The organism is Candidatus Hepatoplasma crinochetorum Av (assembly GCF_000582535.1).
Taxonomy (GTDB): Bacteria; Bacillota_I; Bacilli_A; order Mycoplasmatales; family Hepatoplasmataceae; genus Hepatoplasma; species Hepatoplasma crinochetorum.
Genome location: NZ_CP006932.1, coordinates 456,954 through 473,413, shown reverse-complemented (window position 1 = coordinate 473,413; position 16,460 = coordinate 456,954). Strand labels below are relative to the sequence as shown.

General features: G+C 21.4%; 15 protein-coding genes. 14 read left to right on the top strand and 1 reads right to left on the bottom strand.

The genetic code is table 4. The features are described 5' to 3' along the window. Window position 1: 1 nt before the first annotated feature. The 11 genes from X271_RS03190 to X271_RS02130 all read left to right on the top strand — a co-directional run bounded on the left by X271_RS03190 (window position 2) and on the right by X271_RS02130 (window position 11,541). Entirely contained in the window at window positions 2–928 is a 927-nt protein-coding gene (locus tag X271_RS03190; protein WP_025208837.1) for a hypothetical protein, read from the top strand. Window positions 929–943: 15 nt separating this feature from the next. Then, a complete protein-coding gene (gene lgt, locus X271_RS02175; RefSeq protein ID WP_025208836.1) occupies window positions 944–1,936 on the top strand; it encodes a prolipoprotein diacylglyceryl transferase in 993 nt (330 codons plus the stop codon). 30 nt (window positions 1,937–1,966) lie between these two features. Then, on the top strand, window positions 1,967–2,893 hold the full coding sequence (locus tag X271_RS02170; protein ID WP_025208835.1) for an NAD(P)/FAD-dependent oxidoreductase: 927 nt from the start codon (window positions 1,967–1,969) through the stop codon (window positions 2,891–2,893). A gap of 1 nt (window position 2,894) precedes the next feature. Next, window positions 2,895–3,770: a DNA-binding protein WhiA gene (gene whiA, locus X271_RS02165; protein ID WP_158380603.1), complete on the top strand. Its 876-nt coding sequence runs from the start codon at window positions 2,895–2,897 to the stop codon at window positions 3,768–3,770. A gap of 4 nt (window positions 3,771–3,774) precedes the next feature. Then, on the top strand, window positions 3,775–4,641 hold the full coding sequence (locus X271_RS02160; protein WP_025208833.1) for an ECF transporter S component: 867 nt from the start codon (window positions 3,775–3,777) through the stop codon (window positions 4,639–4,641). Window positions 4,642–4,686: 45 nt separating this feature from the next. Beyond that, window positions 4,687–5,592 (top strand): ABC transporter ATP-binding protein, encoded by a 906-nt coding sequence (locus tag X271_RS02155; RefSeq protein ID WP_025208832.1) that lies wholly within the window; start codon window positions 4,687–4,689, stop codon window positions 5,590–5,592. A 9-nt stretch (window positions 5,593–5,601) separates the two neighbouring features. Continuing rightward, on the top strand, window positions 5,602–7,848 hold the full coding sequence (locus X271_RS02150; RefSeq protein ID WP_025208831.1) for an RNA polymerase beta'' subunit family protein: 2,247 nt from the start codon (window positions 5,602–5,604) through the stop codon (window positions 7,846–7,848). Window positions 7,849–7,907: 59 nt separating this feature from the next. Further along, complete coding sequence (locus X271_RS02145) at window positions 7,908–8,216, top strand: hypothetical protein (RefSeq protein WP_025208830.1); 309 nt, start codon at window positions 7,908–7,910, stop codon at window positions 8,214–8,216. A gap of 109 nt (window positions 8,217–8,325) precedes the next feature. Continuing rightward, on the top strand, window positions 8,326–8,766 hold the full coding sequence (locus X271_RS02140; RefSeq protein ID WP_025208829.1) for a hypothetical protein: 441 nt from the start codon (window positions 8,326–8,328) through the stop codon (window positions 8,764–8,766). A 32-nt stretch (window positions 8,767–8,798) separates the two neighbouring features. Beyond that, window positions 8,799–10,754, top strand: a complete 1,956-nt coding sequence (locus X271_RS02135) for a PTS transporter subunit EIIC (protein WP_025208828.1) — start codon at window positions 8,799–8,801, stop codon at window positions 10,752–10,754. Between the two features lie 97 nt (window positions 10,755–10,851). Beyond that, on the top strand, window positions 10,852–11,541 hold the full coding sequence (locus X271_RS02130; RefSeq protein WP_025208827.1) for a GntR family transcriptional regulator: 690 nt from the start codon (window positions 10,852–10,854) through the stop codon (window positions 11,539–11,541). Between the two features lie 38 nt (window positions 11,542–11,579). Here the strand turns inward: X271_RS02130 and rpsT are convergent, their stop codons facing one another. Then, window positions 11,580–11,822, bottom strand: coding sequence for a 30S ribosomal protein S20 (rpsT, locus tag X271_RS02125; RefSeq protein WP_025208826.1), 243 nt, complete (start codon window positions 11,820–11,822; stop codon window positions 11,580–11,582). 114 nt (window positions 11,823–11,936) lie between these two features. Between rpsT and X271_RS02120 the strand changes: the two genes are divergently transcribed. The 3 genes from X271_RS02120 to X271_RS02110 are packed head-to-tail and all read left to right on the top strand — an operon-like array spanning window position 11,937 to window position 16,378. Next, window positions 11,937–13,904: a DUF2779 domain-containing protein gene (locus tag X271_RS02120; protein WP_025208825.1), complete on the top strand. Its 1,968-nt coding sequence runs from the start codon at window positions 11,937–11,939 to the stop codon at window positions 13,902–13,904. 11 nt (window positions 13,905–13,915) lie between these two features. Continuing rightward, window positions 13,916–15,028, top strand: a complete 1,113-nt coding sequence (locus tag X271_RS02115; protein WP_025208824.1) for a hypothetical protein — start codon at window positions 13,916–13,918, stop codon at window positions 15,026–15,028. A gap of 9 nt (window positions 15,029–15,037) precedes the next feature. After that, window positions 15,038–16,378 (top strand): hypothetical protein, encoded by a 1,341-nt coding sequence (locus tag X271_RS02110; RefSeq protein WP_025208823.1) that lies wholly within the window; start codon window positions 15,038–15,040, stop codon window positions 16,376–16,378. The last annotated feature ends 82 nt before the right edge of the window (window positions 16,379–16,460 follow it).

Genomic DNA, 16,460 nt, shown 5'->3' with positions numbered 1-16,460 from the left:
TATGCGCAAAATAAGTTTAAAAAAAATTATTAAAAAATTTGATTTACAAATTGATAATTCCGATTTACTTAAAAAAAATCAATTAGAAGATTATCAATTTATTGCAACTGGAACAACTTCAGGAAATTTAGAAATTTTATTAATTTCAGATGCAAAAAATAAATTAATTATTTTAGATTCTAAAGTTAATGAAATTTTTGATTATTTAGGTGAAAAAAAATTTATTTTAGGAATTAAAAATATTTTTAAAAATAATAAATTAATTATTTTAAATATAAAAGAAATTGATCTTAAGATTCTTGAAATTTTAAGATCAATTGGTTTCATAATTTTAAAAACAACACAACCATCTGCTGAAATAAGAGCTTCAATTGAACCTTATCTTGTAAAATCAACACAAAATCCAGAAAGAATTCATGCTACTATGCTTATTGTTTATGGTATGGGGATTTTACTTACAGGAGAAAGCGGAATTGGAAAGAGTGAAGTTGCGCTTGAATTAATTAGTAGAAAACATTTATTTGTAGGTGATGATGCAATTGATGTTTATCGTGTTTCTGGTGAACTTTATGGAAAAAGTCCAAGAATCACAAGAGAATTTTTAGAAGTAAGAGGAATTGGAATCATAAATATTAAAAAGCTTTTAGGAACACAAATCATTAAACCAGAATCAAAAATAGATTTTATTATTAATTTTACAAATTCATCAAAAAAAGAAAATTATGATCGATTAGGAAATAATATTTCAAACAAACTAATAAAAGGTGTAAATATTCCAATAATTCAATTACCTATTTTAGTTGGTCGTAATATTGCTGAACTTGTCGAAATTGCAGTAATGAATTTCAAACAAAGAAAATATGATAAATATTTTCCGCTTGAAGATTTAAGTTCACGAATTAAAATTAATAATGAAGAAAATAAATAAGTTTAAATAATAAAATTGATCCAAGAAGCTAATTCAGATTTTGCAATCGCTTTTTGAATAGGTCCAATTCCAATTCCTTGATACGGATTGATGCTTTTATTTGGTTTTATTGCTGTTTTTATCATTAGTTATATTGAATGAAAAAAAAAGAAATACAAAACATTTGATCTTTTTCTTTTATTTTTTGTAGGTGTAATAGTTGCCATTTTTGGGGCAAGATGATGATATTTATTATTTAATCCAAAAGATTTTAATGGATTTATTTCTTTATTTCAATTTTCAGAAGGAAGATCAATTTTAGGATCAATTTTTGCAATTTTTATTTGGCTCTATATCTATACAACTTATTTTGCAAGCTATATTGAATTTAGAAAAGCTTTTTCAATAATAATTCCAAACATTTTAATTGGACAAGCAATCGGTAGATGGGGTAATTTCTTCGATCAAAATGTTTATGGCCAAATAACAGATCAATTAGCTTTTCTTCCTGATTTTATTGAAGATCATATGCTAATTGATGGATATTATCGACAACCATTATTTTTATATGAAGCAATTTTAGATTTTCTTGGTTGAATTATAATTGCCTTTTTTCTTAAAACAAATCATAAAATTAAACCGGGTTTTCATGGAGGATTTTATTTATTTTGATATGGAACGATAAGGGCAAGTCTTGAATTATTAAGAGATGATAAATATATTATGAAAATAGGAGAAATTCCTACTTCATTCGTTTTATCATTTTTATTTCTTTTTTGAGGTATATTTTTAATGATTTATTATCAATTATATTTTGAAAAAATTGCCATTTTTAATCATACATATGGGAAATTTTATTACGAAGTAAAAATAAAAAATTTTAAATTAAAATTTTTTCTAATTTTTAATTTAAAAAATAAGGAAAAATATAAAAATTTAATTAGAAATAATAATTTAAATTATAATAATTTTAAGAAATTATATCCAGAACAAGAATATCTGGAAATAGTGAAAAAATATCAAAAATAAGATTTTGAAAATTATTTAAGGAAAAGATATATGGAAAAAATAGATTTATTGATTGTTGGAGGTGGACCTGCAGGTCTTGCAGCTGCAATTTATGGGGCTCGAGCAAATTTAAAAACAATAATTATCGAAAAAGGTGCTCCTGGAGGAAAATTATTGAATACACATAAGGTTGATAATTATCCTGGTTTTAAATCCCTTACAGGAACAGAATTAGCCCTTAAATTTATTGATCATGCTGAATCATTGGGGGCAAAAATTGAAAATGATGAAGTAATAAAAATTAACAATATTAGTAAAAAGGAAAAAATAGTAATTTTAAAATCTGATAAAAAATATCAAACAAAGACAATAATTTTTGCAATGGGAATGAATCCGAAAAAATTACCACTTGAAGAATATAAAACTTATTTTGGAAAAGGTATTTCTACTTGTATTGTTTGTGATGGTGATTTTTATCGTAATAAAGATATCGCTGTAATTGGAGGAGGAACTTCTGCATCAGAAGAAAGTTTATTCGCTTCTAAAATCGTAAAAAATATTTATATTATTAATTTATTTGATAAGTTAGATGTTGTTGATAGTATTAAAAAAAATATTGAAAAGGCAAAAAATATTCATTTAAAATTTAATTCAGAATTAATTAAAATAAATGGTGATGGTAAAAAAATTTCTTCAATTACAATCAAGAATAAATTAACAAATAAAATAGAAGAAATTTCAGTAGAAGGAGTATTTACATATATTGGTTGAATACCAGCAAGTAAGTTTTTACAAAAATCTGCAATTTTAAATAAAGATAATTTTATTACAGTTGATTATAAAACTGGAAAAATAGGAATAGATGGAATATTTGCTGCAGGAGATATTACAAATAAAGAATTTCATCAAGTAAGTGGAGCTATTTCTGATGGAACAAATGCAGCACTTTCTGCAAAAAAATATATTGATAGATTATAAAATGAATTTTTCAGAACGAATTAAAAATGAAATATTAAATAATAATTGAAATGAAAAAGAACAAGATGTTATATTTTGTATTGTTTTTTTTCTACTTTCTTATAAATTGAAAAATGAGATTTATTATATTAAAATAAAAAATGAAAAAATTTTTTTATTTTTTATGCAATATTTGAAAAATATAAATAAAAAAGAGCTAGATTTAAAAATTGACCAGGAGAAAAAAATATTTTTTTTAAGTAGTGAATTTTTATTTTCAATTAAAAATAAATTTTTAAAAATTGAAGAAGAAATATATAAAAATCAAGAATTAAATAAAGCATTAATAGCAGGAGCCTTTTTAGCAAAAGGTTCAATTACTAATTTTAGTACAAAAAATAATTACCTTGAAATTAGATTAAAAAATAATAGAATTTGTAAATTATTTATTAAAATAAATAATAAATTAAATTTTAAATTTAATTATATTAAAATTAAGGATATAAATTGTTTTTATATTAAAAGAGCAATTTATATCTCTGATTTTTTAAAATATATTAAAGCAACTGATTCATTAATTGATTTTGAAGAGAATCGCATTATTCAAGATATGAATCTTAATTTAAAACGAGCGGAGGTAATTGAAAAATTCAATCAAGCAAAAATTAATAAAAATGCAAAAAAAGAAATCGAAGCAATTTCAATAATATTAAATGAACCAAAATATCTAAGAGAATTAACAAAAGAACAAATTAATTTAGCAAAATTAAGAATGGAAAAAAAGAATTCATCACTGGAAGATCTCAAATATCATTTTTTTTTGAAATATCAAAAAAATATCTCAAAAAGCACTATTTATAATTGATTAAACAAGATGATTCAAATAATAGAAAAGTAAAAAGATGGATCCAAATTACACTTTAATTTGATGAATTTTATTTCTTTCTTTTTCTTTTATTATTATTTTTGCTTTAATTTATTATTTTTTTAAATATAAAAAAGAAAAAAGAAAAGCCCTTACAATTTATAAAATTCCTATTTTTGCTTTTTTTTATGGAATATTTTTATTACAAGCTTTTCTTACAAGAATAATTCCCCAAGCAGCTGATTTTATTCCTTTTAGTTTTGATGATGCAACAATTGTTGCTACAGGTATTTTATTTGGACCAATTGAAGCGATTGTTTATGGGGCAATTGCTGATTTATCGAGAACATTGCTTAATGGATGAGTACCTCTTCCTCTTCCTTTTTTAATTTTCCCTTTTACAGGTCTTATTGCTGGAGTTTTGGGAGAAAATTATCGTAATAGAAAAAAGGAAATTGGAATAAAGCAACAATTTTGGATATTTCAATTAAGTTTATTAATTTTTCTTGTGGTCTGTTTTACTTTAGTTTATTTTCTAGGGAAAACAGGAGAAGAAGAAGAATTTCTAAAAAATTCTTTATATGTAATGATTACAATATCCCCAATTTTTATAATATTACTTGAAATTCTCTTTTTTTACACATATCGATATAAAAAAGAAAATTTAAGTTTGCTTGTTTATCTTACGATCATTTTTATAATTGTAAGAATTTTTACAGGATTTATTATTAGGCCATATTCACAATTTTATGCTTTTGATATTCCTTTTAAATTAGAATTTTATGAAAGAGTTTTTAGTTCAACATATCTTGTTCCAAGTAAAATTTTTGTAACTTTTTTATTTATAATTGGATGTAAATATGCGATTAATTTAAAAGTGGAAAATAATATTTATTTAAATTAATCTTAAAGAAAAATTATAATATTAATAATTTTAAAATTATTATTTATGAAAAATGATTTTATTTTCACAATAAAAAATTACAAACATCTTGATTTAAAAGATCAAACAAAAGAAATTAAATATCTTGACTTTGCAATAAAAAAAAATTCTTATCTTGGTCTTTTACAAGTTGATAATGATGGTTTTTTTGCAAACTTTTTTCGCATTATAAATAAAGAAGAATCATTTAAAAAAATAAATTATAGTTATATTACAGAAAGCAATAATTTTACCTTTAAAAAAAATTTTACAATTGGAAAACAAGTTTATTTAAATTTGCTTTTAAATTTTAAATTTAGCAAAGATCTTGCATATAAAAATTTAGTTGATTTTTATACAATGATTAATTGAAATATTGGAACATCTTATCATTATAAGCATGTAAAAGAGATTAAAAAAAACGAGCTTATAAAACTTGCAATTTTAAAAGCTTCTATTTTAGAAAAAGAACTTATTATTTTAGAAAATATTGATAAAAATCTTAACGCCAACGAAATTTTAGATTTAAAATTATTTATAAATAGTTTTCATAATAAATTAACAATTTTAATTATTTCATCAAATATTGCTTGATTAAGTTCAATTGTAGATGAATGTATTGTTATTTTTGATAATCGAATTGTTGAAGGTGGAGATATTAAAGAAATCATTGAAGATCCTTATCATCCGATTACTTGAGAGGTGGTTTTGAAAAGTCAAGATTTAATTTATGATAAATTCTTTTCATATTTTAAAGATTTAAAATATGATTTTAATAAAAAATTATTTGATTTTAATAAAAATTATATTTTAAATATTGAACTTTTATTAAAGCCAATTAGAAAAGAAATTAAAGAAAATCACTTTGTTTATTCTTGATTATATAGTGATTTAAATTTAACACAATTTATAAAACCTAAAATTAATCAATAGGAAATTAAAATGACCAACAAATTAAATAATTCTTCGTTCTTAAAAATTAATAACCTTGCTTTTCGTGATAAAAATTTTAATTTAATAATTAACAATTTTACATTAAATATTAAAAAAGGAGAAATTCATGCTTTTTTAAGTGATGATCGTGAACAACTTGAAAGATTAAAGTGATTATTTATTGATAATTTAAATGAAAATAAAAAAACAGAAGAATTTATATTTGATCAAGGGGAAAGATATTCCAAAGCAAATTTACTTTTGAATAAAAATTATTCAGGAAAACATACTTCTTATACTAATTTATTTTATAAATTTATAAAATCAGATTATGCAAGAAATAAATATAATAAAAATTTAAAAGAGTTTAAAAGTAAAATTAATGATTTAGAAAGTAAAATTGAAAAGAAAAAAAATCAGTTATCTAAATCTAATTTTTCTTTAAAGGATGCAGCAAATGATTTTGCTTTAAATGAAGGTAAAAAATATTTTAAAAACAGTGAAATTAATATCTTAAATATAAAAGAAGAATTATCATTAATTGATATAAAAATTGAGCGAGAAAGAAATATATATAAAAGAAATTTAAAATATATCAAAAAAAAATATTTTTTTAATATATATCAACTTAAAAATAAGAAAGAAGAATGAAAAAAAACATCATATTTTTTTAAGGATCTTAATAAATCATGATATTTTCTTAGTAAAAAAGAATTTTTATTAGTTAAAAAATATTCTTTAGATCAAAGAGATTTTTTAATTATTAAAAATGAAATTAAAAGATTTATAAGATTGTTAATTTTAGAAAGTGGAGAGAAAAATAATATTTTAATTGCAAATCCAATAAGAATGCGTTTATTTTTATTAATAAAAAATTTAGAAAAAATTGATCTTTCAGAGGAAAAAATCGAATATATTTGAAATAATGTTTTAAATATTATTAATAAAAATAGTGATCAAATTAAAGAAAATATTAAAGTAAAGATCTCAGAATTTCAAAATTATATTAATAATCTTTTATTTCAAAAAAGTATTATTAATACAAAAATTAATCGAATTACATACAATTATCTTAGTTTATATGTAAGAAATAAAATTAAAGAAATAGAATATATGATTTTTGATATTAAAAAAATACGTGAAGATATATCCTTAAAAAATCATAATAAATTTTCAATAAACCTTTATCTTGCAGATATCAAACACTATAATTATCAAGTTTTTATATTAGAAAATTTAAGAAATTATTTTATTAATTTAGTTGATTTTTTCGGAGAAGCATATTTTTTCTATGATTTTTCTTATTTAAAAAAATTTCATAAAATTATTGATCAAAAAACAGAAGAAATTTATAAAAAATATAAAAATTATTATGATTGGCAAATAAAAAGTTCAATTGATAGAAAAAAATTACAAAGATTTATTTTAAAAAAAGAATTAAATTTATTAATTTCTGATTCTAGAAAAAGAAAAATAGTATTAAGAAAGATTTTATTTGATAATAAAATTCTAATTAATAAAACTAATCAGTTTTTCAATAATACAAAAAAGGAATTTATAAAAAATGTTATTAAAGATTTTAAAGAGCAAGATATAGAATTTGATGAAAAGGCAATTGAGAAAAAAAATCAGCAAGTTCTAATTCTTGAAAAAGAATTAGAAGAAGTAGTAAATGAATATAATAAATTTCATAAAACTAAATTTAATAAATTTGAAAAAAATCTCTTTGATGAAAGATTAAATAGTTTTTTAAAATATCTAAATATATCAGAGCAATCTTTAAATAAAAAATATCAAAAATTAGATATAAATGAAAAAATTTTGATTCAAATTTTAAATTTATTGATAATTGATAGTCCTTTAGTAATAATTGATGATTATTTTTTAAATGATTTTAATATTAAATTATCTGAAATTGTAAGAAATTTAAATATAATAAATCAAGATTACAAATTTACAATTTTAATTTTTGTTAATAATCTTAAATTTATTCAATTATTTGCAAAAAGAATTACTTTTTTTTATAATGGTCAATATTTAGAAACAGTAAATATTGTAAAAGATTGAATTAATGAATTAAAAAATTCACAAAGCAAGGATCTTTTATTTTATATTTCAAAAGATTCACTTAAAAGTTATAATTTTTTTAATAGTTATAAACCAGTAGGGGAAAGATTTAGAGATATTAATTATAATTTGGGTAAAAATAAGAAATTAAAAAATAATCATCTTGTCTATACAAGTGATAAATTTTAAATAAAATTATTTAATTTTATTTAAAATTAATATATCTTATAATTTAAATAGATAAAAATATGTTAACTAGTAAATTTAACTTATTAGAAAGTATAACTACAAGTAATCAAGATCAGATAGTTGCAATTACAGAAATAATAATTGCTTTTGTTTTTTTAATATTAACTATTTGATTTTTTTGAATGTATTTTTCAGAAAAAAGAGAACAATGAAATTCAAGAGTTAGAAGAGATAGAAAAAATAAATCAATTGGATCTTTTAAAGGATTTTGATATGAATATAAATATCACATAATAATTTTTATTGGGTTTTTATTTTTATTAATATCATTAGGTTTATTTTATCTTTCGATAAGTGCATTAGTTTAGTTTTATAAATAAAATTATAAATTTTGAGAAATAAATATTTATTCTATTTAAATTTAATAAGATGTTGCTTTTAAAATTAATAGATCCATATATTAAAATGAGGAAATAAATGTCAAAAATAAAAAACTTTTTTGTTAGTATAAACAAAAAAATTAAATTAGTATATCAGAAATGTAAAAATTCTATTAATAAATTTGTATCTAAAATTGATAAAAAAATTAAACCTAAAAGCGGTTATTTTTGATATCGTTTTTTTACAATTTTTTCACGAATTTTATTTATGATTATTTTTCCAACGATCATTATTTTAATTGGTGTTGACGCATATAATGTAATTTTAAATGTAGATGAAGAATTACATAGAACAGCAATTATCACTTGTGGTGTTATTTATATAGTTTTGCAATTTTTTGCAATATTTATGAAAAGATATTTTGCAAAATGAAGAAATTATCGAATAATTTCCACAAAGAATAGTAAAAATAAAGAAAAAAATGATCTTGAAGAAAAAGATTTAAATATTGAAAAAAAACAAATTGAAAAAAATTAATTTAAATTTTATAAAAATGTAAAGGAATATAAATGGATAAAAATATCGAATATAGTCGTGAAAAAGACTATAAAGGCGAAGGCGCACGTGGATTTTTATCTAAACTTTCAAAAGGATTAATGCTCCCTATTGCAGTTTTACCAATTGCAGGACTGTTTCTAGGTATAGGTTCAGGGATAATTAATATATTTGATACTGTTGGTTTAGATAAAGAAACAAATCCGTGATATCTAATTCCAATAATAATGCGTGATATTGGAAATATTATATTTGCAACATTACCGGCATTATTTTGTGTCGCGATTGCAATTGCATATACGGATGATGCCGGAATTGCTGCTTTTACAGGGTTTTTAGGATATGTGGTTTTTTGTGTATCTCAAGCCGTATTAATATTTGAAAATGTTGATGCCAATGGAGTTTTGATTAATTATCATATACTTTGGTATGATGAAGTTCCAACTTCGGTTGTGGGACAAACTTTAGGGATAACTTCTTTACAAACATCTGTGTTTGGGGGGATTGCTGTAGGGTTTGTTGCTGCGTGATTATATAATCGTTTCAGTACATTAAGATTACCTAATTTTTTAGGATTTTTTAATGGAACGAGATCTGTTCCAATCATAGCGTTTATGTTTATGCCTCTAGTAGCTTTTATATTTTTAGCTACTTGGCCTTTAATTGGAACTTGGTTAGATTCATTTGGTCAATTATTATTGGGAATGAATTATGGTTTTGATGCTTTGCTTTTTGGAATTATTGAGCGAGCTTTAGTTCCATTTGGATTGCATCATGCTTTTTATACTCCTTTATGATTTACATCTGTAGGAGGACAAATAATAGCTGTTGATCCATCAACAGGTCAACAATTAGTTGTATCAGCAGGTGATGAAAATATGTGATTTGCTATTCAAAATTATGGATTAGATTATAATTCTTTGAATACGCAATATTGAGTGGAAGCTAATGATACAATATTAAATTTAACAGGAATGTCAAATAATTATTGAGTATTCGATCCAAACGCTGCCGGGGGAGCATCTACAAATATAAATGATTATCTCTTACCATCTCAGAATTTAGATTTTAATAGTGGAACAAACGAATGTGTATATTTTATAACTTCGGGGGCTCATCCGGGTCAATATTTACAAGGTAAATATCAATTTATGATATTTGCTCTACCAGCTGCTGGTGCTGCAATGATTATGTGTGCAAAAAAAGAAAATAGAGAAATGGCAATGTCATTAATAGGGGCAGCTGTTCTTACAACATTTTTAACAGGAATTACAGAGCCTATTGAATTTACATTCTTATTTTTAGCACCGATGCTTTATATATTTCACGTTATAATGTGTGGAATTTCATTCTGAGTTGATGATTTACTACAAGTATCAGCAGGAATGACATTCTCTGGAGGAATTATTGATTATTGTTTATATGGAATTTTACCTCTAGCAACAGGATATAATACTGCAGCTTGAATTATTATTCCTATTGGAATAATATATATGCCAATTTATTATTTCTTCTTCCGTTGATATATTTTAAAATTTGATATTCAAACACCTGGACGTGGAGATAGTGATGATAGTATGAAATTAGTAAGCAAAAAAGATTATCTTGAATCAAAAGATACAAAAAAAGAAAATAAAAATTTACCAAAAGGTCGAAAAGGTTATTTTGATGAAAGTAATCCCCGTTTTGAGAGAACAGTAAGTTTACTTGGATATTTAGGTGATTTTGATAATCTTAAATCTATTAATGCATGTATTACACGTTTAAGACTTTCGGTTGTAGATGTTTCAAAAATTGATGAAGAAAACATTAAGAAAAAATTAGGAGCCAAAGGAATTATGAAATTATCCGGAGGATCAGTGCAAGTCATTTTTGGAGCAGAAGCAGATATATTCAAAGTTGAATTACAAATGCTAAAAAAACAAGGATTCACTTATAAAGAGTGATCAGAAAAAAGCAAAAATAATTAACGTTGAAAATAAAATAGTCTTGTTATTACAAGACTATTTTTTATTAGCAAAAATTTAAATGTTATAATTTTTTATAAAAAAATAGTAATATAAAAAAATGGTAAACCGACAAGAGATAATAGAGAAAATATTATTAAATATAAAAAATGGAAAACTAAAGCAAAAAGAAAGAATTTTAACAGAAAGAGAATTTTTAGAAGAATTTAATTGCTCTAAAGAAACAATTAGAAAAGCTATTACTTATTTAGTAAATCAAAATATTTTATTTTCAATACAAGGAAAAGGTGTTTATGTTTCAGCTTTTTCTGATTTAAAATTTAATTTTAATTCAATTTCGAGTAATAAAGATTTTTATAAAGAATTTTCTCGTCATTCAATAAATTATAAGATTCCAATAATAATAAAAATAAATTCCCCTTTTCCTTTTGAATATAAAGATGAAGAATTTTTAAAATATATAAAACTTTATTTTAATGGAGAACAGACAGTTTTCTATACAATAAATTGAATTTTAAATTTAAATAAATTAAAACTAACAGAAGAAGAACTTATAAGACAAGGAAAGAAAAGATTATTTGATGAAAAGTTGATTAAAAAAATTTATCATAAAAGTATTCTTACAAAGCAAACTAAATTTGATAAATTTTTATTCAATAGTAATAATCAATATTATCCAACTACTTTTAATTATTTTTTTGATAAAAATGAAAATCTAATAGGATTTAGTTTGGTAAAAACATTTCCTAATTATTTTAAAATAGAACATATTAAAAATATTATTTTTTAAAGAAAAAAGAGAATATTAATTCTCTTTTTTCTTTAAATTTACTTAGTAATTTCGTTTAGTGATTGAATGCTAGATACTAATCTTGCTGCTTTATTTTTATGAAATAATCCCGATGTTACTGCTTGATCAATTAATTTAACTGCATAATTTTTATTTTCTGCTGTTGGGTATTGTTTTGCTTTTTTAATTGCTGTCTTAATTTTTGATTTTTGTGATTTATTTCTTAAGTATTTTTTATCGTCTTGTTTTCTACGTTTTTCTTTTGATTTTATATTAGCCATTAATAATTCTCCGCTATCTATATTTAAAATATTTTCTGTTTTTTTAAAACTCTTAATATAAATTAAATTCTATTATAATTATTCTAATTATAATCAAATTTTATAGAAAATATTATGAATTTTAATTTTAAAAACGAAAACCAAAGCCTTACAAAATATACTTTTTTAAACTATTTAAAAGGAGATTTTTTTGCTTGACTTACAGATGACAATAATTATTTAAAAGCAGCACAACAATATGAAGACTTAAAAAAATTATCTTATTATCGTTACAAGAGGTTAAAAAACAAAAATTTAAATATCTCTGAATTTGAATTACCAACAACAATTATTGATGGGAATGATGTCTCTGATTGATCAAAAAAATACTATATTAATAAATATCAGAAAGATAATTTTAAAATTTATGATTTCAGTTTAGAAGAATTAGGATTTGATAATCTTGTAAAAAAAACATTTGAAATTATGCAAAAGGAAAAAAATTTTATTTTATTTGAAGGAGCATTTGTTTACAATGGTTTTAAAATAAGAACAGATGTAATTATTAATAAAAATGGAAAATTTAAATTATGTGAAGTAAAAGCAATTACAAATTGTTTAGAATATCATGCTCTTGATATTATGTTTCAAGCAAAAATTTTGCAAAAAAATGGTTATGATATTGATAATTGAATTTTGAAATTAACAATTTTAAATAATAATTTTAAACTTTTTCAAAACAAAGAAGATTTACAAATTAATGAATTAATTGAATTTAATTTATTAAATCTTTTTCAAGAACATGATCGTTATTTTAATTCAAAACCGAAGGATCTAAAAAAAGCAATTGAAGAAGGAAAGGGTTTTTTAATAAGAGAAATTTTTAATCATCAAGATTATTTTGAAATATTTAATGATTTTGATAATTTTTTAGAAAAGATAAAAATTAATCAAAAAAAAGATAAGTTGCCAAAAAAAGATCATTTCGAGGGAAGAAATTTTAATTATTTAGATTCTGAATATTTTCCCTTTTTCCTTAAATATATGGGAATCAGTGATGAAAAAAGTATTTTTTTATTAGGAGGAGATAGTTGATTCAATAATAAAAGAAAAGGGAACTTTTTTAATATAGGAATTAAAAATATTGATCAAATTGAAAATTTACAATTAATTTCTAATTTATCAACTCAAAAATTGGAAGAGAATATTAAAAATTTTTTAAAAGTAAAAGATTTTAATATTTTGAAAAATAAAAATTTCATTAATTTTTTAAATAAAAATAATAATTCAAAAAAATTTAAAAGAATTATTCAGAAGAATGCAATTCTAAGTAATGAAAACTTTATTTTAAATTATAAAATTTTAAATCATTTACAAATTTATAAAAAAGTTATTTATATGTATGATTTTGAAACAGTTTCACAAGCAATTCCAAGAGTTAAGAATATGTCTACTTATGAACAAGTTCCTTATCAATATTCTATTCATATAATTTTAGATAAGGATGATTTTGATTTCAAATCAGGGAAAAATATTATTCATTTAGAATGACTTGCAAAAGATAATAAAGATTTTTACGAAGATTTTTGAAGTAATTTTACAAAAGATATGCAAAAATATGGACCAGGAAGTTATGTTTCATATAATAAACAATTCGAAAAAACAATAATATCAAATTATATTAATAGAGTAGAATATAAGAAAAAAGATAAATTTTCCTTTTTGTTAAAAATTTATGAAGAAACATTAGATATGATGGAACCTTTTGCAAATTATTGATATTACTCTCCGGATTTTTTAGGATCATATTCAATAAAAGTTGTTGGTCCACATTTTGTTCCTGATATTAGCTATAAAGATTTAGATATAAGAGTGCAAAAAGGAGATCAATCAGCAAAGCAAGCAAAAATTTGACTTATTCAAAATAATAGTTATTATGATGATAATTGATTAAATGTAAGAAATGCAATGCTTAAATATTGCTGTTATGATACTTTATTAATGGTTGCAATCTTTCAGCGATTAAAAGAATTTATTGCACAATATAATTATGATTTTGAATTATTAATTAGTGAAATAAATTTTGCTACTAAAAATATATAAAGTTTTAATTAATGAAAAAAAATAATATAAAAAAAATAAAAAAGAAAAATATAGCAAAAAGAATTGATCGATTAAAAGCTGATTTTGATTTTGTCTATCTACAAGAGGTTATAAAATCAAATATTTCTATTGATCGGAATATAGATTTTTTTGAAATGCTATATTTTCATTTAAAAAAATATTTTACTTCATTTACTACAATTTTTTTATATGTTATTCCAATCTTTTTTATTGTTTTTCTTGCAACAATTGCTCCAATTTATGTACTTACAGCAGGAACTTATTCTTCTGCTTTAATTCTTTCTACTTTTTTTGTTTTTTCTACATGTTTTTTTAGAATAAAATCTTCTGCTTTAATTAATTATCAAAAAGTTAAACTTAAAAATTTATATATTTCAACTTTGGTTATTGTATTTATTTCTAATATATTAATGATGATTTATATTTCTCTACTTATTTTTCTTTTGCTTGAAATAGGATATATATATAATGATTGATTTTTCAATTATAATATTTTCCTTACTGATATTGGATTAACATTAAATTCTATTAATTGATGGTTATTTATTTATTTTTTCTTTGCAACAACACTTATTACATATTTGATAGCTTTATTTTTAAGTTTATTTATTAAAAATGAAGCATATTTTCTTTATACTACAGTTTTTGTTCTTTTTTACACTTTTTGTTTTGGTAGTGTAATGCAATTTTGATTTTATCCTAGTCCACTTACTAATCCTAATAGTTATTATGATCCGATACAAGATTTAATAATTATTGAACCAGAAATAAATTATCAAGATCAAGTAATTCCTTTTGCTTTTTCATTGCTTTGTCCCTATTGATATATTAATGTGGTGACAAGATTTATGTTTGCAAATATTACAATGAATTATAATAATATAAATGAATATTTAGAACTTATGATATCTAATCCAAATCTTTTAGGAAGTAGTTATTTAAATCAAGAAGTTGTAATTGATTATTTTTATTTTAATAGTATTCTTTGAGATTTTGTTTTATTTGGTCCATTTATAATATCATTTATTTACTTATTGGGAATTGAGAGCTTTTTTGTTAAAAAACAAATTAAAATGTTAAAATACTTTTATTATTATCGCTAAGCAATAATTATGGAAAAAAGCAAACGTAAATTAAATTCTAAAAAGAAACAAGAATTAACGCTTGAGCAAGAAATTTCGTTGAATTTGGATTCAGAGATTAAAATTTATAAAAATTTACAAACTGATTCAAAACAAAATTTTTGAAACATTTTATGGTTACTTTTTCGTAAGTATTTTACATCTATTTCAACAATTTATATTTTAATGATTTGTTTAATAATGTTAGTTACATTATGTTTAATTTTTCCTCCTTTTTTTTCTCTTACACCAACTTTATCTTTTAATTTTTTAATTGATGGTTTTTTAGTATATGGAATATATTTTTATAATATTCGAAATTCGACTTTTTATAGTAATTTTTCTTTTAATAAGAGATATCGTCTTTACATTTATTCATCAATCTTTTTATTAATGCTTTTTTCAAATACTCTTGTGATGTTATTTTCGATTTTCTTTACTCTTTTAATGTATTGATTAAATATCATTTGAGCAGTTTTTCCTTTTCCGGTAGGAATTCCAAGATTTCACGGACAACAATTTATTTCTGTTGATTATAGTTTTCAAACAATTGGTTGAGGGGTTGTATTTTATTGTTTATTATTAATTACAGCAATTACATTTGTGTTATCTTTTGCAATTCAAATTAATTCAAAAAATATTAAAGGATTTTTTGTTATTTCCTCAGGAATCATTCTTTTAAATTTAGTTTTCGGAGGATGTTTATTTTTTGCTTTTGGACCTACAATTGAAGGGACAAAAATTGATTACTCAGTATATAATAATCGAGGAAATTTAGAAAATCAATACATTAGTTTTTTTATAAATGGTAATTCAGATTATATAAAAATTTCAGGAGAGGGAACACAATCTGATCCATATGTAATTACAATTCCACCGACACAAACTTATATTCATGATAATAATTATATTTCTCCAGATGAAAATACAATTATTAATTATAAGTATTATGAGGTAACAAACTTTGGTGATATTGATACAAGATCATTTTTATGAATCCTTTCACAAATATTTCCTTTCTATCATATAAATCAAATGTTATTTACAGCATTTTTTAGAAGTATGAATATAATTCCGTATGATCCTTCTTATGTTCCTCCTGTAAATACATCAGATTTTCCTGAATATACAAATATTTTATTATTTACAATTAAAGATGGAACTGTAGTACCATTAAATACTGATGGAGTTTATACAAATATTTCCTTTACACCATTTAGAGCAACAAATGCAGGTTGATGATTGGTATTAACTTTACCTTATGCAAATATTATTTTTTATTGATTTATTGGATTTTATTTTGATATTTTAAAAAGGAAAGGAAAAATTTAAATATTAAATAAATAAGTATATCTAAATTAAAATAAAAAGATAAAAATATGTAAAATATTAGTTAAATGATACTTATAAAATC